Annotated in this window: 17 protein-coding genes; 12 read left to right on the top strand and 5 right to left on the bottom strand. The window is 72.8% G+C overall.

Translation table 11 applies throughout. The features are described 5' to 3' along the window. The 8 genes from ACFU95_RS10740 to ACFU95_RS10705 all read left to right on the top strand — a co-directional run bounded on the left by ACFU95_RS10740 (window position 1) and on the right by ACFU95_RS10705 (window position 13,785). Window positions 1-1,047, top strand: a complete 1,047-nt coding sequence (locus ACFU95_RS10740; protein ID WP_383824804.1) for a PLP-dependent cysteine synthase family protein — start codon at window positions 1-3, stop codon at window positions 1,045-1,047. Then, window positions 1,044-2,297 carry an ATP-grasp domain-containing protein gene (locus ACFU95_RS10735; RefSeq protein ID WP_383824802.1) on the top strand — a complete coding sequence of 418 codons (1,254 nt, stop codon included), beginning with the start codon at window positions 1,044-1,046 and terminating at the stop codon, window positions 2,295-2,297. The genes ACFU95_RS10740 and ACFU95_RS10735 overlap by 4 nt, the downstream gene beginning before the upstream one ends. A gap of 2 nt (window positions 2,298-2,299) precedes the next feature. Further along, window positions 2,300-3,073, top strand: a complete 774-nt coding sequence (locus ACFU95_RS10730; RefSeq protein ID WP_383824799.1) for a thioesterase II family protein — start codon at window positions 2,300-2,302, stop codon at window positions 3,071-3,073. A 45-nt stretch (window positions 3,074-3,118) separates the two neighbouring features. Beyond that, window positions 3,119-3,388 (top strand): MbtH family protein, encoded by a 270-nt coding sequence (locus ACFU95_RS10725; protein WP_383824796.1) that lies wholly within the window; start codon window positions 3,119-3,121, stop codon window positions 3,386-3,388. Then, a complete protein-coding gene (locus tag ACFU95_RS10720) occupies window positions 3,378-4,676 on the top strand; it encodes an MDR family MFS transporter (RefSeq protein ID WP_383824793.1) in 1,299 nt (432 codons plus the stop codon). The genes ACFU95_RS10725 and ACFU95_RS10720 overlap by 11 nt, the downstream gene beginning before the upstream one ends. Window positions 4,677-4,923: 247 nt before the next feature. Then, window positions 4,924-9,492 (top strand): sacsin N-terminal ATP-binding-like domain-containing protein, encoded by a 4,569-nt coding sequence (locus tag ACFU95_RS10715; RefSeq protein ID WP_383824790.1) that lies wholly within the window; start codon window positions 4,924-4,926, stop codon window positions 9,490-9,492. Between the two features lie 142 nt (window positions 9,493-9,634). After that, window positions 9,635-10,798, top strand: a complete 1,164-nt coding sequence (locus ACFU95_RS10710) for an exonuclease SbcCD subunit D (RefSeq protein WP_383824787.1) — start codon at window positions 9,635-9,637, stop codon at window positions 10,796-10,798. Further along, window positions 10,795-13,785: an AAA family ATPase gene (locus tag ACFU95_RS10705; protein WP_383824784.1), complete on the top strand. Its 2,991-nt coding sequence runs from the start codon at window positions 10,795-10,797 to the stop codon at window positions 13,783-13,785. The genes ACFU95_RS10710 and ACFU95_RS10705 overlap by 4 nt, the downstream gene beginning before the upstream one ends. A gap of 21 nt (window positions 13,786-13,806) precedes the next feature. Here the strand turns inward: ACFU95_RS10705 and ACFU95_RS10700 are convergent, their stop codons facing one another. Further along, on the bottom strand, window positions 13,807-14,253 hold the full coding sequence (locus ACFU95_RS10700; RefSeq protein ID WP_383824781.1) for an Lrp/AsnC family transcriptional regulator: 447 nt from the start codon (window positions 14,251-14,253) through the stop codon (window positions 13,807-13,809). 145 nt (window positions 14,254-14,398) lie between these two features. On the opposite strand from ACFU95_RS10700, the gene ACFU95_RS10695 reads away from it, so the two are divergent. The 3 genes from ACFU95_RS10695 to ACFU95_RS10685 all read left to right on the top strand — a co-directional run bounded on the left by ACFU95_RS10695 (window position 14,399) and on the right by ACFU95_RS10685 (window position 16,470). Continuing rightward, complete coding sequence (locus ACFU95_RS10695; RefSeq protein ID WP_383825000.1) at window positions 14,399-14,905, top strand: rhodanese-like domain-containing protein; 507 nt, start codon at window positions 14,399-14,401, stop codon at window positions 14,903-14,905. Between the two features lie 55 nt (window positions 14,906-14,960). Continuing rightward, on the top strand, window positions 14,961-15,476 hold the full coding sequence (locus tag ACFU95_RS10690; RefSeq protein ID WP_383824778.1) for an immunity 21 family protein: 516 nt from the start codon (window positions 14,961-14,963) through the stop codon (window positions 15,474-15,476). A gap of 160 nt (window positions 15,477-15,636) precedes the next feature. Continuing rightward, window positions 15,637-16,470: an SDR family oxidoreductase gene (locus tag ACFU95_RS10685; RefSeq protein ID WP_383824777.1), complete on the top strand. Its 834-nt coding sequence runs from the start codon at window positions 15,637-15,639 to the stop codon at window positions 16,468-16,470. 12 nt (window positions 16,471-16,482) lie between these two features. Here the strand turns inward: ACFU95_RS10685 and ACFU95_RS10680 are convergent, their stop codons facing one another. Next, complete coding sequence (locus tag ACFU95_RS10680) at window positions 16,483-18,171, bottom strand: DUF885 domain-containing protein (protein WP_383824774.1); 1,689 nt, start codon at window positions 18,169-18,171, stop codon at window positions 16,483-16,485. A 64-nt stretch (window positions 18,172-18,235) separates the two neighbouring features. After that, window positions 18,236-18,742: an Lrp/AsnC family transcriptional regulator gene (locus tag ACFU95_RS10675; RefSeq protein WP_383824771.1), complete on the bottom strand. Its 507-nt coding sequence runs from the start codon at window positions 18,740-18,742 to the stop codon at window positions 18,236-18,238. 93 nt (window positions 18,743-18,835) lie between these two features. Here ACFU95_RS10675 and ACFU95_RS10670 point away from each other — a divergent pair, with 93 nt between their 5' ends. Further along, window positions 18,836-20,077, top strand: coding sequence for a trans-sulfuration enzyme family protein (locus ACFU95_RS10670; protein WP_383824997.1), 1,242 nt, complete (start codon window positions 18,836-18,838; stop codon window positions 20,075-20,077). Window positions 20,078-20,101: 24 nt separating this feature from the next. Here ACFU95_RS10670 and ACFU95_RS10665 read toward each other — a convergent pair whose 3' ends face one another. Both ACFU95_RS10665 and ACFU95_RS10660 read right to left on the bottom strand, forming a co-directional pair. Continuing rightward, window positions 20,102-21,487, bottom strand: a complete 1,386-nt coding sequence (locus ACFU95_RS10665) for a GNAT family N-acetyltransferase (RefSeq protein WP_383824994.1) — start codon at window positions 21,485-21,487, stop codon at window positions 20,102-20,104. Between the two features lie 261 nt (window positions 21,488-21,748). Beyond that, window positions 21,749-23,323 carry an alkaline phosphatase D family protein gene (locus ACFU95_RS10660; protein ID WP_383824769.1) on the bottom strand — a complete coding sequence of 525 codons (1,575 nt, stop codon included), beginning with the start codon at window positions 23,321-23,323 and terminating at the stop codon, window positions 21,749-21,751. Between the last annotated feature and the right edge of the window lie 70 nt (window positions 23,324-23,393).

Genomic DNA, 23,393 nt, shown 5'->3' with positions numbered 1-23,393 from the left:
ATGTCAACGACGGTGTATGGAAAAGTCTACGGATCGGCGTACGAGGCCATGGAGTTACCGCGGATCATCCGCGTGCGCGACAACCTGTACGCGGCCGCTTTCAACCTCATGAAGCTGCTGCCCGCGCGCTACATCCTCGAACAGGCGGAAAAGGCCGGCCTGATCAGCCCGGGAACCCCGATCCTGGAGACGTCATCCGGCACCTTCGGCCTGGGGCTCGCCATGGTGTGCCAGGCGCGCGGCTATCCGCTCACCGTGGTCGGTGACCCGGTGATCGACCAGGACCTGAAGAACCGCCTGGAAATGCTCGGCGCGACGGTGGACATCGTCGAGGACGACGGACGGCCCGGAGGAATCCAGGCCGCGCGCCTGTCCCGGGTGGACGAGCTCCACCGGGAGCGGCCCGAGAGCTTCATCCCCGGCCAGTACGACAACCCGGACAACCCGGCGGCCTACGCGGCCGTCGGCGAGCTGATCGCCCACACGCTCGGCGGCGTGGAGTGCCTGGTCGGACCCGTCGGCTCCGGCGGTTCCACAGCCGGCGTCGCGGCGTCCCTACGACGGGACGATCTGCCCCTCAGCCTCGTCGGCGTCGACACCCACGGCTCCGTCCTGTTCGGGGCGCCGGACGGAAAGCGGCTCCTGAGGGGGCTCGGCATGAGCCTCATCCCCGGCAACGTCGACCACACCGCCTATGACGAGATCCACTGGGTCGCGCCCGCGGAGGCGTTCCACGCGACCCACGAGCTCTACCGCCGGCACGGCCTGTTCATGGGCCCGACCAGCGGAGCCAGCTACCAGGCCGCGTCCTGGTGGGCCGAGCAGCACCCCGACGACAAGGTGCTGATGCTCCTGCCCGACGAGGGCTACCGCTACCAGTCGACCGTCTACAACGACGCCTGGCTGCGCGCACAGGGGGTGACTCCGGCCGCCACGGCGGGGCCCCGCCTGATCCGGCATCCGAGCGAGGCCGGGCAGAGCTGGGCACGACTGGTGTGGGGCCGCCGCAGCCACGCCCAGGTCGTGGGTCCGGAGGGAGCCTCGTGACCTCGCCCGTACTCCTTCTCGTCGAGAGCAACACCACCGGGACCGGACGGCAGTTCGCGCGGCGTGCGGCGGACCTCGGCGCCGAACCCGTACTGCTCACGGCCGACGCGAGCCGTTACCCCTACGCGGCCGAGGACCGACTGCGTGTCGTCACCACCGACACCTCGGACGAGGACGCGGTGCTGGCCGCCGCCCGGTCCGTCGGTGAGCGGTCCCGTATCGCCGGTGTCACCAGCAGTTCCGAGTACTACGCGGCCACCGCTGCCGCGACCGCACACCGCCTCGGCCTGCCAGGACCCGACGCCGACGCCGTACGGACCTGCCGCGACAAGTCCGAGCAGCGCCGCATGCTCGCCGAAGCCGGCGTACCCGTACCCGAGTTCACGCGGGTGCGGGACGCGCGGGAGGCGGTCGGCGCGGCCGAGCGGATCGGGTACCCGGTGGTGCTGAAACCGGTACTGGGATCGGGAAGCCTGGGGGTACGGCTCTGCACGGACCCGGCGACGACGAAGGCCCACGCCACGGAGCTGACCGCCGCCTCGGTCAACGAACGCGGGCTCCCCGTCTCTCGCGGCGTGCTGGTCGAGCGGTATCTGCCCGGCGCGGAGTACTCCGTCGAGGTCTTCGGTAACACCGTCGTCGTCGTGGTCGCCAAGCATCTGGGCCCCCTGCCCGACTTCGTCGAACACGGACACGACCTGCCCGCCGAGCCGACGTCCGACGCCAGGGCGCAGCTGGAGGACGTGGCCGTGCGCGCGGTGAAGGCGCTCGGTCTCGGCTGGGGCGCGGCACATGTGGAACTGCGCCGGCACGGCGATGACACGCGGGTGATCGAGGTCAACCCGCGCCTCGCGGGCGGCATGATTCCCGACCTCGTCAGCCGGGCCCTGGGAGTCGACCTGGTACGCGCTCAGGTGTCCGCCGCCATGGGGCTCGGCCACGACGGGGAACAGCGGGGCCCGGCCCGAGCGGCGGCCATCCGCTTCCTCACCGCCGAGCGTCCCGGAGTGCTCGCCGGTCCGGACACGTGGGCTGCCGCACTGGCCGCCGCCCGCTCCACCGCACGGGTCGAAGCGGCCGAGCTGTACCGCGCCGCCGGCGAACAGGTCGCTCCCGCACACGACTTCCGGGGGCGTCTGGGCCATGTCATCGCCGTCGCGGACACGGTTCCCGACGCGGCCGAAGCCGCGAGCGCCGGACTGGTAGAACTGGGCGCCGCGCTGCGCGGCACCGACAAAGGAACGGAGTGACGATGGCCATGGACATGCACGGGACGCACGCCGACGCGGCGGACACATGGCTGCGGACGGTGAAGCGAAGCATCGATCCGCGTGTGCGACTGGTCTGCTTTCCCCATGTCGGGGGAGCGGCGAGCTTCTTCGCCCCCTGGGAGAAGCTCACGCCGGCCGACGTGGAGCTCATCGGGGTCCGCTATCCCGGCCGCGAGGACCGACTGCTGGACCCCTTCGCGGAAACCGTGCGGGAGCTGGCAGAGCCGATAGCGCGCGCGTGTTCGGGGCTCCTCGACAAGCCTTTGGCGTTGTTCGGGCACAGCATGGGCGCCTCGGTCGCCCACGAGACGGCCCGCTGCCTGGAACGCGAGTACGGCGCCTCGGTGGCCGCCCTCTTCGTCTCCGGCCGCCCGGGCCCCGGCCGTCAGGAAACGGGTGGCCGATACGCCGAGGCCGGTGACGACGAACTCGTGGAACTCATCGGCCTGCTCGGGGGTACGGAAGCCGCCGCCCTGGCACATCCCGAGCTGCGCGAACTGGTCCTTCCCGCGATCCGGGCGGACTACCGGCTGCTGGCCCGGTACCGGGCACCACTCACCGAACTGGCCGCGCCCGTGGTCGTCTACTGCGGGGACGCGGACCCGGACCTGGACCAGGACGCCGTCGAGGCATGGTCGGCCGTCGCCGGGTCGACGTTCGACGTCCGCCGCTTCGGTGGCGGGCACTTCTACCTGACGGACCAGGCGCCGGCCCTGCTGGACGACCTGTTCGCCCGCCTGAAGCCCACGGCCTGATGACAGAAGCTCACCCCACAATTCGGCAGCGAGAAAGGTGAACCGGTGGCGAATCCGTTCGAGGACGAAAACGCGGACTTCCTGGTCCTGGTCAACGAGGAAGGGCAGCACTCGCTCTGGCCCGCCGCCACGGCGGTACCGGACGGCTGGAACGCCGTTTTCGGCAGGGCGCGGCGGGACGCGTGCCTGGAGTACATAGAGAGGTCCTGGACCGACATGCGCCCGAGCAGCCTCGTCGCCGTCATGTCCGCCACCGGTCCGCAGGCGCACCGGGACACGGCGTCGGGGCAGGGACCCGGGGACAGTGCCGAGTAGAGCCCTGTCCTACGCCGGACGGACCGCGCGGGAGACCCTCTCCGGCCTGCCCCGCGCCTTCTGGTGGCTGTGGGCCGGCACGCTCGTCAACCGCCTCGGCGGTTTCGTCGTCACCTTTCTCGCCCTGTACCTGACGACGCAGCGCGGCTTCTCGGCCGCGTACGCGGGCCTGGTCGCAGCGCTGTACGGGCTGGGCGGGGGCCTGGCCGCCGTGATCGGTGGCGTGCTGGCCGATCGGATCGGCCGCCGGCGTACCTTTCTGCTCGCCTCCCTGGGCGCGGGGGTGACGACGGCGATCCTCGGTTTCGTCACGCACCCGGTCGTGCTCGCGGTCGTGGTCTTCACGGTGGGGCTGACCAGCAACGCCTCCAGGCCGGCGGTCTCCGCCATGATGGTCGACCTGCTGCGGCCCGAGGACCGGCTGCGGGCCTATGCCCTCAACTACTGGGCGATCAACGTCGGATTCGGAGTATCGGGTGTGGTGGCCGGGTTCATCGCCGGGCACAGCTATCTGTGGCTGTTTCTCGGCGACGCGCTGATGACGGTGCTGTGCGCCCTGGTCGTCTTCGCACGGGTACCGGAGACGGGGAAACCCCTCGGCAGGGCCGCCGGTGAGAAGGGCCCGCGGACCGGGCTCCGCCAGGTGTGGCGCAACCGGCGCTTCATGGCGCTGGTCGGGTTGGCGTTCGTCCTCGGCACGGTGCTCCAGCAGGCCTTCACCACCCTGCCGGTCGACATGACCCGGAGCGGGTTCAGCGCCTCGGACTACGGGCGTGTGCTGGCGCTCAACGGCCTGCTGATCGTCGTCCTCCAGATACCGGTCACACGGTGGGCGAGGAAACGCCGCCCGGTGGTCATGCTCGCCTCCGGTGCCCTGCTGCTCGGATGGGGCTTCGGGCTGATGGCCCTGGTCGGCAGAGCGGGACTGCCCGTGTACGTGGGGTTCTACATGCTCGCGGTGGCCGTCTGGACGCTGGGGGAAGTGATCCATGAGCCGGCGTCCATGGCCATGGCGGCCGAGGCGTCCCCACCGGAGGCCCGCGGGCGTTACCAGGGCATCTTCGCTCTGGCCTCGTCGGCATCGGCCTTCGCCGGTCCCGTGGCGGGCGGTGTCGTCCTCGACCGCTTCGGATCCGTAGCCGTCTGGGGCGCCTGCGCCGTGGCGGGCACGGTGACGGCCGGCGGGTACTGGATGCTGCTGCGACGTCCCGAGGGACGGCACCCGCCGCGTCCGGACGAACCACATCTCCCCGCCGCTCAACCGGCCCGCGGCTCCGTCGAGACGTGACGGCCGGGTGGCAACGGGGGCCTGAGACCGGGGCGAACGAGTCGGCCCCGCGTTCCCCGTGCTGCCGCGTCCGATCGACGAACTGTCGGTCGCCTTCCGGGCCGCTGTCGCCGGCGCGCCCAGCCTCGACGTGCGGGTGACCGCCTCTCCTGCCTGATGCCGTCCTCCGACCGCCGTTCACCCCCCCCACCCCGGTCCCGACGATCTACGATCGCTGACGGGGTATCACAGCAAGGGGGGGCGGGGGATGACCGCTGAGTGTGGTGGGTCGACGGCGGCTGACGTTGAGCGGGCGATCCGCGCCGCCGAGGAGCTCATGGAGCGTGAAGGGCTGGCGGACGGTGGCCCGGAGGTGCCCGAGCCGGTCGGGCCCGAAGCGACGTGCGCGGCCGTTCAGCGGCTCGGACACCTGTTCGTGGAACTGCCCGGACAGATGCGGTACGGGCTGCGCCGACAGCGGGACAACGGCGGGGACCTCTCGACCGACCCGCTCCAGGGCCTGTCCGAGATGGTGCAGAACGCCGACGACCTCGGCGCGTCCCAGGTCAGGATTCTCGTCCGCGGCACGGAACTGCTGGTGGCGCACGACGGCCGTCCGGTACGGCTGACCGATGTCATGGCGCTCGCCATGCCGTCGCTGACCAGCAAGGCCGACGACCCCGACGCCACAGGCAGGTTCGGCATCGGACTCATGACACTGCGTCGGCTGTCCCCCGTGCTGGAGATCTTCTGCGGCTACTACCGCGTCCGGATCGGGGATCCCGACGTGTCCCTCGCCGAGCCCCTGTCGGTTCCCGCCTGGTTCGCGCGGGACGGCTGGACGGTCCTGCGTGTCCCGCTCGCCACACCGGCCGACGTACGGGCGCAGGACGTGGACGACTGGCTCACCGCGTGGGGTGACGAGGCGCTCCTCTTCCTCGACCAGGTGCGCACGGTCGTGCACCAGCGGGAGGGCGGTGACGTACGCACCCGGCTGGCACTGGAGTGGAGCGAACCGGACGCCTTCGAGGCGGCCGTCGACGGCCGGGACACCCTGATCGACGTGCGCACAGCGCGGTCTTCCGGCGGTACGTCCTGGCAGGTCAGCCGTGCCGTCGTGCCGAGTCCGCCCGACGTGCCACGGATCCGCAAGGCCACGGGCGAATCGACCGGCCTCGGCGTCGCGATCCCACTGCACGAGGCCGCGGGCGACGAGGCGGCCGGACAGGTGCACATCGGGCTGCCCGTGACGGCGCTGAACCCACCGATCCGGCTGGCCGCCCAGTTCGACCCGAACCCGAGCCGTCAGCACCTCAACGACACCCCGTGGAACCAGGCACTCCTTCCCCTGCTGAGTGACCTGTGGGCCGCCGTCATGGTGCGACAGCTGCGCCTGAACCCGACCGCGGCCTGGCAGTGCCTGCCGCTGCCGCACGACGCCGAGTCGCCGAAGGGACCCGTACACGACCTGGAGCGGCGGCTCCTCGCCCTGGCCCGCGCCCGGGTGTCGTACGAACTGCGGGTGCGGACGCCGCTCCACGGCGACCTCGGGCTCGCCGACCTCGCCGTCGGCGACGAGGCGCTCGCACGCGCCCTGTCGGAGGCGGAGATCGCGCGGGTGGCCGGGCGTACGGCCGTACTGCCCGCGGCGGTGCGGGACGCGGACGGCCGGTGGCAGGACGTCCTCGACGACTGGGCCGGACACGACGGTGCCGCGGCCAGGACCGTCACCGTGGCGATGGCTCTGGACGCGCTCCTCGGCGATGCGTCCCGGAGCCCGGAGGCGACGGTCGCACTCGCTTGCGTCGCCGTCACCGAGGGCGAGGCGGGGCGGCTTCGCCAGCACGAGTGGCTGGTGGACGTCTCCGGGACGCGCCACCGGGTACCCGGGCCGGACGCCGCGGAGATCTTCACCGACAAGGCGCAGGGGCTCTCGAAGGTCCTCGGGCTCAGCCGCGTCCTGCACCCGGCCTTCGTCTCCGAGACCGGGGAAGCGGCCCGGGTCCACGCGTGGCTGCGCGAACAGCAGGTCTTCGTCACGGGCGCGGACCCGGTGCCCGCCATCCGCCGTCTCGCCGCGCGGGGCAGCCGACGGTCCGTCGCGCCCCTGGTCCTGGACGACGCCCAACTGGTGGCGCTGCGCGACGGGTTCCTGCGCGTTCCCGCGAACGAGCGCCGCAAGCTGGGCAGGCAGGTGGGCCGCGCCGTCCAGCTACAGGGACGCCGGACCGGGCCCGGGGGCCGCTGGGAGGACGTACAGGTCTGTCCCGCGGATGCCCATCTGCCGTCCCGGCTGGACAGCGTGGACCGGGCGGACAGCTTCGAGACAGCCGCGGGTACGGCCGGCGGCCTGACCTGGCTGCGCCCCCGCTACGCCCAGGTCCTGCTCGGCGCGGGCACGGGCCTGGGCGCGCGGGCCTTCTTCCGCCTGCTCGGTGCCGAGAAGGGACCCCGGCTGCGGCCGCACCCCCACGTGGAGTACCGCTTCTCCGCCTCCTACCCGAACGAAGGGCTGCCGGCCGGGATCCAGGGCGGTCCGGCGGAGCGCCTGAAGGACCTCCGTAACCGGTCGGCCACCTACACGTTGGACGACCACGACAGCCCGGACCTGGTGGCCGTCGTCCGCGACATCGCCGCGGAGCGGGACGGGACGGTACGACGCCGCCGGGCCGCCGCACTGCTGCGGGTGCTGGGGCGCTCATGGGGCGCCATGTCCGAGCACCAGAAGGTCCGCGCCGTCTCCGACTACCAGACGTGGAACTCCCGAGGGGAGACGGACGGCTTCTGGCTGTGGCAGCTGAAGACCACGGCATGGCTGGACAACCAGGACGGCGAACCGGCCGCTCCCAGCGGCCTGCGGGAGCGCACGACCAGTACCGTCGCCGTCTACGGCGCCGACGGCGCCGGCTTCCTGCACCCCGACCTCCAGCAGGCGGTGGGCAGGCGAGGAGAGGTGCTGATCGCCCTCGGCGTCACCAGTGAGCCGGGTGTGACGGACCTCCTGGAGGCACTGGGCCGACTGCGCGACCAAGAGGCCGGTGCCCCGGACCATCCGGCCGCGCAGCTCGTCTACCGGGCGCTCGCCGAGCGCCTCGCCGCCCACCGGGGCAAGGACGCGGCACTGGTGACCGCCGATGTCGTGCGTGCGTTCCGGCAGGAGCGGGGACTGGTTCTCACGGCCCTGGGCTGGCGCCGGCCGGGCGACTGCTTCCGTGGCCTCCCGGTCTTCGGCCGCTGGGCCCCCTTCGCACCGTCGTTCAAGGGCAGCGACGCACTCTGGGAGACCCTCGGAGTACCGCAGGCCGGTGTCGAGGACGCGGTGCGGGTCGTCCGGGACGTGGCCCGTGAGGCGAGGGAGGAGCGGGACGCGCGGGCGCCGGTCGACGCCGAGGCCGAGACCGTGGTGCTCGAAACCCTCCAGATGCTCGCCGGAACGGCCCGCGAACGGCCCGAGCGAGTGACGGCCTCCGTCCTGGGGAGACTGCCGTTGCGCACGAGCCGGGGCTGGACCAGCAAGCGTCCGGTGTACGCGGCCGACGCCATGGTGGCCGAGGCGCTGGGCTCCCGGATCCCGGTGTGGCTGCCGGGCGCGGAACTCGAACAGTTCAGGGCGCTCCTCGGACCCTTGCGGGTGACCGAGTTGGAAGCGGCGGACATCACCTTCTGTCCCGGGCCGGACGCGCCCGTCGACCAGGAGGCGACCGACCTGGTGCGGCATGCCCTGGATCTGCTCCGCGAGGACCTCCAGCGCAACGCCGTCGCCGTCGCGGGATCGCTCGACTGCTCCTGGGAGGACCTGGCCGAGGTCGAGGTGCGGATCACCTCGTCGCTGGAGTGCCTGGTCACGCTCCCCGGCGGGGAACCGGCCCGGGGCCCGGTGCGTACCGCGCTCGACCAGGACTCCCGCACGCTGTGGACGGTGGACCGCGAGCTGTTGAGGCGGCCCTCCGAGGCGGGCCGGGCCATCGCGACCCGCTTCACCCGGGACCGCCGCCAGGTCGCCCACTCCTGGGCGGCCGCCTACGACGAGGCGGAGCGCGGACGCGAGGCGGTGCGGCTGGAGCTGGCCGAGGAGCGGGTCGCGCGGCACCGGGCGGCGACGGACGCCGAGCGTGCCCAACGACTCGCCGCGCTGGAGACCGAAGTCAGGACGGCCCAGCACAAGGCGGGGGCCCGGCCGCCCGCGCCGGCACCCCTGGCGCCGGTCACCGTCCGCCCGGCCCTGACCGTCCCGTCGCTCCCCGCGGTGCGGGAGTTCGTCGACCCGGCGGCTCTTCGCATCACCGGCATCCGCCGCACCGCCCAGGCGGCGCCGACCGTCGGCGGCGCGACCGGGGCAGGCGGCGGCGCACCCGCCAGGGCACGCCTCACCCCACCCGCGTACGCACCGGCCGTGCCCGCGCCGCGTCCGGTGCCTCCCGCGCCCGCCATCGACCGCCAGGAGAGGGTGGCTCTGGACCTTCTGCGCAAGGTGCTGGGCACGGAGCAGGAACCGCGGTGGCTGCGCGATCTGCGGCACCAGCACGGTGTGGGCGCCGACGCGGTGGACGGGCTCGATCGGTTCTTCGAGCTGAAGACGACCTACGGACCCGAACAGGACACGGTGACCCTCACCGCCAAGGAGTGCGAACGGGCGGCCTCGGGTGCCGAGTTCTTCCTCGTCGTGGTGTCCGGACTCGCGGCGGACTCCGATCCCGTCCTGCGCCTCGTCCCGGATCCGCTGCACCAGCTCCGCATCCGCCCGAGCGGAAGCGTCCAGCTCACCGGGATCAAACAGTCCGGAAGCCTCGTCGTCGAATTCGGCACGGAGACGACCAAGGAACCGACGGAACCCTGACGGCCTCGCCAGGCCCCTGCTCGCGATCGGATCAAGGGACGCCATGCGTTAGCGTGGCGGGTGTTGACAGCGAGCCCTGTGCTGGTTCGTGCGGGTTCCAAAGGTGCGGTAGGGGTTAAAAAGTGCGGATCAGATCGATTTCATGAGAATTCTGCACACGTCCGACTGGCATCTCGGCCGGGCCTTCCACCGAGTGAACATGCTCGGTGCCCAGGCCGAGTTCATCGGCCACCTCGTCACCACCGTGCGTGACCACGGCGTCGACGCCGTGGTCGTGTCGGGAGACGTGTACGACCGGGCGGTACCGCCGCTCGCCGCGGTCGAGCTGTTCGACGACGCCCTGCACCGGCTCGCCGACCTCGGGGTGCCGACGGTGATGATCTCCGGCAACCACGACTCGGCGCGCCGGCTCGGCGTCGGGGCCGGTCTGATCGGCCGAGCGGGCATCCACCTGCGGACCGACCCCGCTGCCTGCGGCACACCGGTCGTGCTGCGGGACGACTTCGGCGACGTGGCCTTCTACGGACTGCCCTACCTCGAACCCGCCCTGGTGAAGGGCGAGTTCGGCGTCGACAAGCCCGGCCACGAGGCGGTGCTCGCCGCCGCCATGGACCGGGTGCGCGCCGACCTCGCGACACGCGCGCGTGGGACGCGCTCGGTCGCCCTCGCCCACGCCTTCGTCACCGGAGGCGAGGCCAGCGACAGCGAGCGGGACATCACCGTCGGCGGCGTGGCCGCGGTGCCCGCCGGGGTCTTCGACGGCGTCGACTACGCGGCGCTGGGGCATCTGCACGGCTGCCAGACCATCACCGAGCGCGTCCGCTACTCGGGCTCCCCGCTGCCGTACTCCTTCTCGGAGGCCGATCACCGCAAGAGCGTGTGGCTCGTCGACCTGGACGCCGACGGCGCGGTCACCGCCGAGCGGGTCGACTGCCCGGTGCCGCGTGCGCTGGCCCGGATCCGGGGAACGCTGGAGGAACTGCTCGCCGACCCCGCGCTCACGCGGCACGAGGAGGCGTGGGTCGAGGCGACGCTCACGGACGCGGTGCGCCCGGCGGACCCGATGGCGCGGCTCGCCGAGCGCTTCCCGCACACGCTGAGCCTCGCCTTCGACCCCGACCGGGCGCCCGACGACCCCGATGTGTCCTATGCGCGGCGGCTCGCCGGACGGAGCGACCAGGAGATCGCGGAGGACTTCGTGGGGCATGTGCGCGGGGCCGGTCCCGACGAACACGAACAGGGCGTGCTGCGGGACGCGTTCGACACGGTCCGGGCCGACGAAGCCGTGCGGGAGGTGGCGCGGTGAGGCTCCATCGTCTCGACGTGACGGCCTTCGGGCCCTTCGGCGGCTCCCAGAGCGTCGACTTCGACGCGCTGTCCGCGGCCGGGCTCTTCCTCCTGCACGGCCCCACCGGCGCAGGCAAGACCTCCGTACTGGACGCCGTCTGCTACGCGCTCTACGGCTCCGTGCCCGGCGCCCGGCAGAGCGGCCAGGGCATCACCCTGCGCAGCGACCACGCCGCGCCCGGCACCCGCACCGAGGTCCGCCTCGAACTCACCGTCGCCGGGCGCCGGTTGGAGGTCACCCGGCAACCGCCTTGGGCGCGCCCGAAGAAGCGCGGCACGGGCACGACACTCGACAAGGCGCAGAGCTGGCTGCGCGAGTACGACGGACAGGCCGGGGCATGGAAGGACCTCAGCCGCTCGCACCAGGAGATCGGCGAGGAGATCACCCAGCTGCTCGGCATGAGCCGCGAGCAGTTCTGCCAGGTCGTACTCCTGCCCCAGGGAGACTTCGCCCGCTTCCTGCGCGCCGACGCCGAGGCGCGCGGCAAGCTGCTGGGCCGGCTCTTCGACACGCGTCGTTTCGCCGAGGTCGAGAAACGCCTCGCCGAGCGCCGGCGCGCGGCCGAGGCCCAGGTGCGGGACGGCGACGCCGCGCTGCTCGCCGACGCCCACCGGATGCAGCAGGCGGCGGGTGACGCCATGCGGCTGCCCGACCTCGCACCGGGCGAGCCGGGCCTGGCGGACACCATCCTCGGCGCCGCCGCCGTCGCCCGCAGTACCGCCCGTGAACAGCTGACCGTCGCGCACTGCCGCCTGCTCGCCGCCGAATCCGCCCAGGCCGCCGCCGACCGCGCCCTGGGCGACGTACGCGAAGTGGCCCGGTTGCAGCAGCGGTTCGCCGACGCGCGGGAGCGGGCCCGGCTGCTTCAGGAGCGGGCCGACGGCTGTCGCCAGGCGCAGAACCGGATGGAACGGGCCCGCAAGGCGGAGGCGGTGGCACCCGCCCTGGAGCTGCGGGAGGCCACCGAGACGGAACACCGGCGGGCGGCCACCGCCGAGGCACACGCGCGTGGGCTGCTGCCGGACACCTTCGCCGGGGCCGAGGCCGCCGGGCTCGCGGCCGCCGCGCGCCGGGCCGCCGAGGAACTGGGCGGACTGGAGTCCGCCCGCCGCGCCGAGCAGCGGCTGACGGGCCTCGTCGACGAGCGCGACGAGCTGGACCGTCAGGAACGGGCCGACGAGGGGCTGCTCCAGGACGCCGAGGACTGGCTCGCCGGGTGGGAGGAGAAGCGCGCCTCGCACCAGGCCCGTATCGACGCCGCCCAGGAGGCCGCGACCCGCGCCGAGCAGCTCGCCGTACAGCGCGAACCGGCGCGGCAGCGGCTCGGCGCCGCGCGGCTGCGCGACCAGCTGGCCGGCGACACGGACACGGCCGCCGAACAGGCCCGCCGCACGCAGGAGCAGGTGCTCACGGCCAAGGCGCACTGGCTCGACGTCAAGGAACAGCGCCTGAACGGCATCGCCGCCGAACTCGCCGCCCAGCTGAGCGACGGCGAACCCTGCGCCGTCTGCGGCGGCACCGACCACCCCGCCCCCGCCCGCAAGGACGCCGGGCACGTGGACCGCGAGGCGGAGGAGCGCGCGCTGGCCGCCTACCAGCAGGCTGACGAGCGGCACACCGAGAAGGAACGGCACCTGGGCGTCGTACGCGAGGCACTGGCCGCCGCGACCGCCGAGGCCGGGGACTCGCCGACGGAGCAACTGGCCGTGCGCTGCGAGGAGTTGGAGGGGCTTTACACACAGGCCCGGCGGGACGCGTCCGCCCTGCACCCGGCTCACGAGGAGCTGCGCCGGGCCGAGGCGGAGTACGAGCGGCGGACCGCCGACCGGCAGCAGGCGGCGGTCAGAGGTGCGTCCCGGGTGGGACACCGCGAGCGACTGGACCGGGAGAAGGCCACCCTGGAGGGGGAGTTGGCCGAGGTCCGGGGCACTGCCGCGAGCGTGGCCGCGCGGGCCGCCCAACTGACCCGCCGGGCCGAGTTGCTCACCGCCGCCGCCGACACCGCGCGCACCGCCGAGGAAACCGCCCAGCGCCTGAAGGACGCCGACGCCCGCCTGGCCGACGCGGCCTTCCGCGCCGGGTTCGACACCCCGCAGGCCGCGGCCGCCGCGCTGCTCGACGACGCCGCGCACCGTGAGCTCCAACGACGGCTGGACGCCTGGCAGTCCGAGGAGGCCGCCGTACGGAGCGTCCTCGCCGAGTCCGACACCGCGGCCGCCGCCCGGCAGGCGCCCGCCGATCTCGCCGCCGCCGAGCGGGCCGCCTCGGCCGCGGCCCAGCGGTCCCGTGACGCCGCCTCCGCGCGCGACGCGGCCGGCCGGCGCTGTACCGAACTCGACCGGCTGTCCGCGCGCGCGGCCGCCGCCGTACGCCAACTCGCGCCGCTGCGCGAGGAGTACGACCGCGTGGCCCGCCTCGCCGCCCTCACCGCGGGCACCGCGGCGGACAACGAACGCAAGATGCGCCTGGAGGCGTACGTGCTGGCGGCCCGGCTCGAACAGGTCGCCGCCGCCGCGACCGCGCGGCTGCAGCGCATGTCCTCCGGCCGCTACACCCTCGTCCATTCCGACGACCGGGCCGGACGCGGCCGCAGCGGGCTCGGGCTGCATGTCGTCGACGCCTGGACCGGGCGCGAGCGGGACACGGCGACGCTGTCCGGCGGCGAGACGTTCTTCGCCTCGCTCGCCCTCGCGCTGGGCCTGGCGGACGTCGTCACCGACGAGGCCGGCGGGGTCCGACTCGACACCCTCTTCATCGACGAGGGCTTCGGCAGCCTCGACGACCAGACCCTCGACGAGGTGCTCGACGTGCTCGACTCCCTGCGCGAGCGCGACCGCAGCGTGGGCATCGTCAGCCATGTCGCCGATCTGCGCCGGCGGATCCATGCGCAGCTGGAGGTCGTGAAGGGCAGATCGGGGTCGGTGCTGCGGCAGCGGGGCCAGTGAGCGAGGCGGCGCCCGGCGACGTCAGTGGCCCAGCGGGCGGCGGGGGAGCGGTGACGAGTAGACGACGCTCGTGGTCACCGAGCCGAGCGTGCCGATCTTGCCGGACACCTCCTCCAGATGCCGCATGGAGCGGGCGGCGACCTTGATGACGAAGCAGTCGTCGCCCGTGACGTGATGGGCCTCCAGGATCTCGGGCGTCGTGCCGACCAGGTCGTGGAACGGCTTGTAGTTGCCGTTCGGGTACCGAAGCCGCACGAAGGCCAGGATCGGCAGCCCCAGCCGCTCGGGGTCGACCACGGCGGCGTACCCCTGGATGACGCCCGCCTCCTCCAGGCGGCGCACCCGCTCGGTGACCGCGCTCGCGGACATGGAGACGGCACGGGCGAGTTCGGCGAAACTGGCCCGTCCCTCCCGCTGGAGGACGTCGAGGATGCGCCAGTCTGTGGCGTCCGGGGAATACGCGGTCATGTCCGAGGGATAGCAGGGGAATCCCCGGCGAATCAAGGTCGGCACCGTGGAACGGCCCTTCAGGAAGTGGATCATCGACCGTAGATTTCTGGTCGTCGGGATCCGCCGGGTTCCGCCGGGATCCGCCGGGGAGGAAAACCAGATCATGACCACCGCCACCGCCACCGCCACCGCCACCGCCACCGCCACCGCGAACCCTGTACTGCGCGTCGCGCCCGCCGCGCCGGCCGAGGCCGCCGCCTACTTCCGCGCGAGCCTCGTCTTCCACGCCGACGTGTCCGACGTAGCCGCCGCCCTCGCGGCCGACGGCGACCCCGGCTTCGTCGTCCTGGACTCCCGCTCCACGGAGTCCTGGGACCAGGGCCACATTCCGGGCGCGATCCACCTCCCCACCGCGCTGATCCCCGAGCAGGCCGAGCAGCTCCTCGACAGGTCCGTGCCCGTCGTGACGTACTGCTGGGGCCCCGGCTGCAACGGCGCGACCCGTGCCGCCCTCGCCCTCGCCGAACTCGGCTACCAGGTCAAGGAGATGCTCGGCGGCTTCGAGTACTGGACGCGCGAGGGCTTCGCGTACGAGACCTGGGAGGGCCGTGAGCGGCGTGCCGCCGACCCCCTGACGGCGCCGGTGGACGCGGAGAACTGCGGCTGCTGAAGCGGAGTTGGGCACGGTGACCGCGTGGGGCGCTGGGCGTGTAGGTTCTGCTGCCATGGTGCGATACGCGGAACCGGGCGCGGTGGAGTGGGTCGAGTCGGGCGGCGGCCCGCTGATAGCGATACCGGAGACGGTGCTGCCGTTCTGGGCGGGCGCCGACGGGGACGAGACGGCCTCGGACTACGACCGGGCCTGCGAGGTCGACGGGGCCGTAGGACTCCTGCCCGTGGGAGACAGCGCGGCACTGGTGCTGGGCGACGAGCCCGCCTCCACGGCCTACCTGCCCGACCACGGCATCTTCGTACGCTGGCGCGCCGCCGACTCCGAAGCGGAACTGCTGTCCCGGGTCCCGGCCGCCCTCGCCACGGCCGTCTGGGAACGCGAGGTGCGCTGGAAGGTCCCGGGCACGGTGGTCCTCTTCGACTCGGCCTGGCCGGGCAGCGAGACCGAACGGGCCGGACATCTGCGGGTGGCTCTGGAGCCCGGTGCGTACGCGGTGCGCGCGGCGCAGGTGCAGCCCGGGCCCGAGACCTGGCTGGGGCTCGTCCAGCTCCAGCGGCTGCCGCACTGACCTGCCGCCCACCGGACTCTCGCGCGGCCCCGGGGCGAGCGTTCACCCACCTCCGGGGCGGGTCCGCGCTGACGACCGAGTGCGCCGGCGCCGATGTCCAGGTGCGCCCGCGCCGATAACCGGGTGCGCCGGACCCGGCCGTCGACCATCATGATCTGCCATGCCCCGACTCCCGCACCCCGCGCCCGAAGACCTGCGCCGAGACCCCCTGCCCCTGCGCGGCCGGACCGCCCTGGTGACGGGAGCCAGCAGACGCGCCGGCATCGGCCATGCGGTGGCCCGACGGCTCGCCGCGTACGGGGCGAGCGTCTATCTGCACCACCATGTGCCGCACGACGCCGCGATGCCCTGGGGAGCCGACCGGCCCGAGGAGGTCGTCGCCTCCGTGCGCGAGGCACTCGGCGACCCCGGTGCCCAGGTTCTCGCGGGGCCCGGCGACCTCTCCGACCCGGCCGCACCCGCCGAGCTGATCGCCACGGCCGCCGCGGCGCTCGGCGGGCGGCTCGACATCCTGATCGCCAACCATGCCGTCAGCGGCTCCGACGGCACCCTCGACGAGATCGACGCCGCCATGCTCGACGCGCACTGGGCGGTCGACACACGCGCGGTGCTGCTCCTCGTCCAGGCCCATGCCCGGCTGCGGCCGCCCGGCCCCGGCGGGCGCGTCGTGATGATGACCTCCGGGCAGGACATCGCGGGCGGTATGCCCGGCGAGATCGCCTACGCCCTCCAGAAGGGCGCCCTCGCCTCGATCACCCGCTCCCTGTCGACCACGCTCGCCGAGCAGGGGATCACCGTGAACACCGTCAACCCGGGCCCCGTGGACACGGACTACCTGACCGGCGAGGTGTACGAGGCCGTGGCGGCCGCCTTCCCCGCCGGCCGGTGGGGCATGCCCGACGACCCGGCCCGCCTCATCGCCTGGCTGGCGACGGACGAGGCGGGCTGGATCACCGGTGAGGTCGTCAACTCCGAGGGCGGCTTCCGGCGTTGACCCGGTGGTCCGTCAGAGCTGGGCCAGTTCGTCCACCAGGTCGTCCAGACCCAGCGACCCCTGGGACAGGGCCGCCATGTGCCACGCCTTGAGATCGAACCCGGCGCCGTGCCGCTCCCGCGCCTTCTCACGGCCCAGCAGCCACGCCCGCTCGCCGAGCTTGTAGCCGATCGCCTGACCCGGAATCGTCAGATACCGGGTCAGCTCGCTCTCGACGAAGTCCGCCGGACGACTGCTGTGCGCACCGAAGAACTCCTGGGCCAGTTCCGGAGTCCACCGCTCGCCCGGGTGGAAGGGCGAGTCGGCCGGGATCTCCAGCTCCAGGTGCATGCCGATGTCGACGATGACGCGGGCCGCCCGCATCATCTGCGCGTCGAGGTAACCGAGCCGGTGCTCCGGGTCGGTGAGGAAGCCGAGCTCGTCCATGAGCCGCTCCGCGTACAGCGCCCAACCCTCGGCGTTGGCGCTGACGATGCCGATCGTGGCCTGGTAGCGGGAGAGGTTCCCGGCGACGTACGTCCACTGCGCGAGCTGCAGGTGATGGCCCGGCACGCCCTCGTGGTACCAGGTCGAGACGAGGTCGTAGACCGGGAAGCGGTCCAGGCCCATCGTCGGCAGCCAGGTGCGGCCCGGACGCGAGAAGTCCTCCGAGGGGGAGGTGTAGTACGGCGCCGCCGCACCGCCGGGCGGGGCGATGCGCGACTCCACCTTCCGTACCGGCTCGGCGAGTTCGAAGTGCGTGCCGTCCAGCTTCTCGATCGCCTCGTCCATCAGGCCCTGGAGCCAGTCACGGACCTCGTCGACGCCCTCGATGTGCGTGCCGTGCTCGTCGACGTGCGCCAGCGCCACCCACGGGGTCGCGGCGCCCGGGAGGATCTTCTCGGCCTCCTTCCTCATCTCGCCGAGCAGGCGGTGGTACTCGGCCCAGCCGTAGGCGTAGGCCTCGTCGAGGTCGAGGTCGGTGCCGTTGAAGTAGCGCGCCCAGCGGGCGTAGCGCTCGCGGCCCACCGTGTTCGGCGCACCCTCGACGGCCGGCGCGTACACGTCGCGCATCCAGTCCCGCAGTTCCACCACGGCGGCCGTCGCCCCGCGGGCGGCCTCGTCCAGTTCGGCGCGCAGCGCCTCGGGGCCGGCCGCGACGAAGTCCTCGAACCACCCCCGGCCCTCGCCGGTGTCGGACCACTCGGTGAGCTGCTCGACGAAGGTGGCGGTCGGACGCGGGGCCGCGTACAGCTTGCGCTCCAGGCCCAGCGCGAGGGACTCGCGGTAGCCCGCGTACGCGGTCGGCACCGCGCGCAGCCGCTGGGCGATCGCCGCCCAGTCCTCGTCGGTCTGGTTGGGGGTGACGGTGAAGATCTCGCGGACCGAGTGGGCGGGCGTGGCCATGTTGCCGACCGAGCGCAGGCCCTCGTCGGTCTCGTGCACGGCGAGTTCCGCGGTGAGCCGCTCGCGCAGCAGGCGCCCGCACCGGCGCTCGATGTCACTGTCCGCGCCGGGCGCGCGCTCGGCCTCGTCGAGTCGCGCGAGGGTGGCTCGCTGGAGCTCCGCGAGTGCCTCCTGGCCCGCGGGCGAGAGGTCGGGGAGCTTGCTCGAACTTTCCTGCACACCGAGATACGTACCGGTGACCGGGTCGAGGGCGATGAGCTCGTCGACATACGCGTCGGCGACCTCACGGGGAAGCGGAGTCTTGGTCTCGGACATGCGGACCATCCTCATATGGCGACCGCTGCCGCGTCAGCCCGGATTCACCGGCGTTCGCCCCGCGTCACCCGGATTTCGCTGAGGGCGTGTTCTCGGCCGCGTCGGGCGGCAGCAACGGCCCGCAGTCCCACTCCTGGAAGATCAACCGTGTCTCCACCCGCGCCACCTCGCGCCGGGAGGTGAACCCGTCGAGCACCAGCCGCTGCAGATCCGCCATGTCCGCGACCGCGACATGCACGAGATAGTCGTCGGGGCCGGTGAGGTGGAAGACGGTCAGCGACTCCGGCAGCGCCCGGATCCGCTCCACGAACGGTCCCACCAGCTCCCGCCGATGCGGCCTGACCTGCACGGACAGCAGTGCCTGAAGCCCGCGGCCCAGCTTGGCCGGGTCCAGCCTGAGCTGATGGCCGAGGATCACGCCCGAACGGCGCAGCCGCGTCACCCGGTCCAGACAGGTCGACGGAGCGACACCGACCTGCACGGCGAGATCGCGGTAGGTGGTCCGGGCGTCGTTCTGCAGGAGCCGCAGCAGATGCAGATCGACCGGATCCAGTACGACAGATTCGGCCATTGGCCGAACGTAGCACGGGGTGTGTCCCCAGTGACCCGTCCGTTGTTCAGTCTTCCGCCCATGGACCCAGCGAGCAGGGAGGCATACGCCGGTATGCACGGGTACGACGATGTACGCACCGCATCCAGAGCACTCGCCACCGAGGCCGTCCACGCGGGCCGTGACGACCTCGCCCGGCAGGGACTGCACGCCCCGCCGATCGACCTGTCGACCACTTATCCGTCCTACGACAGCCGCGGCGAGGCCGCCCGCATCGACGCCTTCGCCACGACCGGCGCCGAGCCGGACGGCCCGCCCGTCTACGGCCGCCTGGGCAACCCGACCGTCGCCCGCTTCGAGACCGCCCTGGCCCGTCTGGAGGGCACCGAAGCGGCCGTCGCGTTCGCCAGCGGTATGGCGGCACTGACCGCGGTCCTTCTCGTACGGGCCTCGATTGGCCTGCGCCACGTCGTCGCCGTACGCCCGCTGTACGGCTGTAGCGACCATCTGCTCACCGCCGGGCTGCTGGGCACGGAGGTGACGTGGACCGACCCCGCCGGAATAGCGGAGGCGCTGCGTCCGGACACCGGCCTGGTGCTGGTCGAGACCCCGGCGAACCCCACGCTCACCGAGGTGGACCTGCGGGCGGTGGCCCATGCCTGCGGCTCCGTGCCGCTGCTCGTGGACAACACCTTCGCCACACCCGTGCTCCAGCGCCCCGCCGAACACGGTGCGCGGCTGGTGCTGCACAGCGCCACCAAGTACCTCGGCGGGCACGGGGACGTACTGGCGGGCGTGGTGGCCTGCGACGAGGAGTTCGCCGGGCGGTTGCGGCAGATACGGTTCGCCACGGGCGGTGTCCTGCATCCGCTGGCCGGCTATCTGCTGCTGCGCGGCCTGTCGACCCTCCCCGTACGGGTCCGGGCCGCCTCGGAGACCGCCTGCGAACTCGCCCGCCGCCTCGCCGCCGACCCGCGCGTCGCCCGCGTCCACTATCCGCGCATCGGCGGCGCCATGATCGCCTTCGAGGTGCACGACGACCCGCACGAGGTCATCGCCGGCGTCCGCCTGATCACCCCCGCCGTGAGCCTCGGCAGCGTCGACACCCTCATCCAGCACCCGGCGTCCATCAGCCATCGCATCGTGGACGCCGACGACCGCCGGGGCGCCGGCGTCAGCGACCGCTTGCTGCGCATGTCGGTGGGCCTGGAGGACGTGGAGGACCTGTGGGCTGATCTGGACGGAGCGCTGCGGATGGCGGCGAGCCCTCGAAGGGGCGCGGGGCTGTGTCAACAGGAGGCTCCGCCGCGGGGCATGACCAGCCACGACGAACCCGCGGCCGCCGGTCGGCCGTAGCTCCTACGGCGCTTCGGGTCGCCCTCACTCACCCGAACCCGACACGCGCCCCACGACCCCCACGGTCCCCTCCGGTGCAACCGGCGGAGCCAACCGCGCGGTGATGACCAGGGTCCCCTCCTCGATCTGATAGTCGAGGGGGAGCCCCAGGCCGCGCATCGCGGCGACCATGCCGGTGTTGGACGACTGCGTCACGGCGTACACGCTCTCGCAGCCCGCCTCGACCGCCATCCCCACCAGCCTGCGCAGCAACTCGCCGCCGATGCCGCGCCGCTGCCACGCGTCCTCGACGAGCAGCGCGATCTCCGTCTCGTCGCCGTCCCACAGGAGGTGACCGAGGCCGACGACGCGGCCCGACGCGGTCTGCACGGCGATCGTGCGGCCGAAGCGGGGGCTGAGCAGATGGTTCAGGTACCGGTCCGCGTCACCGATCGGGCCGTGGTACCGCATCGCGAGCGTCCGTGCCGAGCACCGCCCGTGCATCTCCTTCGCGGGCCTGAGATCACCGGTGTCCACCCGGCGCACGGTGATGTCGTTGCCCTCGGGCAGCGTCAGCACGTCCTGGCTGCGCGGCACGCGCGGGCCGAGCCGGGCGTCCAGCTCCACCAGCGCCCGCGCCCGGGCGAACTCGGTCGGCGTGAACGGCAGATACGGCCGCTCCACGGTGATCACTCCGCCTTCCGGCGCCCGCAGCCGCATCACGGTGTCCTCGAGTGCCCCCTCCACCGGGACGGCCGCCGGGCCCCGGCCGCCCCCCGCCGGCGCGGCGGGCAGTGACCGGATGGTGCACCGGCCCAGCAACTGCCGCAGCGCCAACGGGAGTTCCGCCGCGTCCAGGGCGGTACGGGTGGCGAGGCCCAGCACCCGGGTCGGCGCGTCCACCAGGTCGTGGGCGTCCGCCCGCTCGATCCACGTGCCGGTGCCGCCGGCCGCCGAGACCGCCTGGGCGAGCTCGGCCGCCGCGAGCCCGCCGGGCGCACGGAGCAGGAACTCGTCCACCGTGCCCTCGGCCAGCGGGTGCGTCTGGAGGCTCAGGATGTCCACCCGCAGCCCGGCGAGCGCCGTGCACAGCGCCGCCAGCGATCCCGGTTCGTCCTGCACCGTCGTCCGCATCCGCCACAGCGCACTCTCCTCGGACACCGGCGCGGACGAATCCCGCGACCGCTCCGACGGCCCGGCCCGCTCCTCGGAGCGCGGCCGGGCACCGGTATCGCCCGTCGGCGGTGCGTGACCGTGGCGGCGTGCCCACCATGAGTGGAACCCCGCCGCGGCGACCAGCACCGTCGCCGGGACCAGCAGCAGTGCCGGTCCGTCGGGCCCGTGCCCGACCAGATTCGTCACGCCGTCCACCACGGCCGCCGCCGTGAGGAGTGCGGCGAGCTGGACGACGTTACGCCGCCAGTGGTGCACGGGACGTCCGTCCTTCGCACGCGTCACATCAGACATGTCTCGACTCATGCAGCCACTGTGAAGGAAGGGTGTTGCGTGATCACGAACGCATTGTGACCGGGCGGTAAAGAAGGCTTATGCCGGTTTTGTGACTCATTCAATTATGCCGGCGCGGACCAGGTTCGGAACGAATCGGGGCGGCGACCACTGACAAGCGGCTCCGACCTGCGGAAATACCTGTTTCCGAGCCGAGTTGGCGGCACGGGGCCCAGGCTGCGGAAGTTACTGACCGACCCGGCCCGGCTGGAGGACCTGCGTGAACAGCACGGTGCCGTCGGACTCGCGCAGACGCACCGTCAGCTCACCGCTGTCGCCGTCGATGTCGACCTCGCCGAAGAACTGGTAGCCGCCGGCCGGCGAGACGTTAGCGGTCGTCGGCGCCTTGATGAACACCCGGTCCGGACCGAAGGTGCCGTCCAGCGTGTTCGCCGGGAACGCGCCCGCGTTGAGCGGGCCGGAGACGAACTCCCAGAACGGCTCGAAGTCGGTGAAGGCCGCCCGCGACGGCTGGTAGTGCTGGGCCGAGGTGTAGTGCACGTCGGCGGTCAGCCACACCGTGCCGGTGATCCCGTGGTGCTTGATGAACCGCAGCAGCTCGGCGATCTGGAGCTCCCGCCCCAGCGGAGCCCCCGGGTCACCCTGCGCGACGGCCTCGATGTTCGGCTTGCCGTCGCCGGTGTCCGGCACCACCAGGCCGAGCGGCATGTCCGAGGCGATCACCTTCCACACCGCCCGGGAACGGGACAGCTCGCGCTTGAGCCACCGCAGCTGCTCGGCGCCGAGGATGCCCTGCGCGTCGGTGGCCTGGTCGTCCGTCGAGTTGGCGTTGCGGTAGGTGCGCATGTCCAGCACGAACACGTCCAGCAGCGGACCGTGGTTGACCACCCGGTAGACCCGGCCGTCGGGGCGGCGCAGCGTCGAGATCGGGAAGTACTCGGAGAACGCCTGCCGGGCGCGTGAAGCCAGGACGTCGACGTTCTTCTCGGTGTAGCGGGCGTCGGCGAGGATCTCGCCGGGGTACCAGTTGTTGGTCACCTCGTGGTCGTCCCACTGGATGATGGACGGGACCTGGGCGTTGAACCGCTTGAGGTTGTCGTCGAGCAGGTTGTAGCGGAAGTTGCCGCGGAACTCGGCCAGGGTCTCGGCGACCTTGGACTTCTCCTCGGTGGTGATGTTCCGCCAGGTGCTGCCGTCTGGCAGGGCGACCGAGGCCGAGATCGGGCCGTCGGCGTAGATGTTGTCGCCGCTGCACAGGAAGAAGTCCGGGTCCAGCGCGGCCATCGCGTTGTAGATCCGGTAGCCGCCGAAGTCCGGGTTGATGCCCCAGCCCTGACCGGCGAGGTCGCCCGACCACACGAAGCGCACGCCGTCGCGCCGCCGCGCGGAGGCCGTACGGAACGTGCCGGTGACCGGCTCGCCGGTGCGGCGCGGGTCGTCCGGGTCGGCGAGCAGCACGCGGTAGTGGATCTGCTCGCCGGACGGCAGGCCGCGCAGCCGGGTCGTGCCGGCGAAGTCCGTGTCCGCGCCCAGCAGCGGGCCGTGCCATCTGCGCGCTTCGCGGAACGACTCGGTCGCGGACGTCTCGACGATCATCCGGGCCGGACGGTCGGAGCGCACCCACACCAGCCCCGAGTCGCAGGTCACGTCTCCCGCCTGTACGCCCCATCCCGCCCTGGGACGCCCCGACAGGGCGAACGCCGGTGCCGAGCCGAGTGCCGTGGGCAGCGTGAGCGCCGCCGAGGCGGCGAGCGAGCCGCGCAGAACGCTGCGGCGGCCCGGGAACGAACGGTGTGACATGGAGGCCTCCAGGGGCGGGATCCGGCCAGTGTGCAGTGCCACAACTACTGGTGCGCCGCAGCGCACACGC

It is taken from the genome of Streptomyces sp. NPDC057623, from assembly GCF_042800355.1.
Taxonomy (GTDB): domain Bacteria; phylum Actinomycetota; class Actinomycetes; order Streptomycetales; family Streptomycetaceae; genus Streptomyces.
This window is presented reverse-complemented; position numbering and strand designations above follow the sequence as displayed.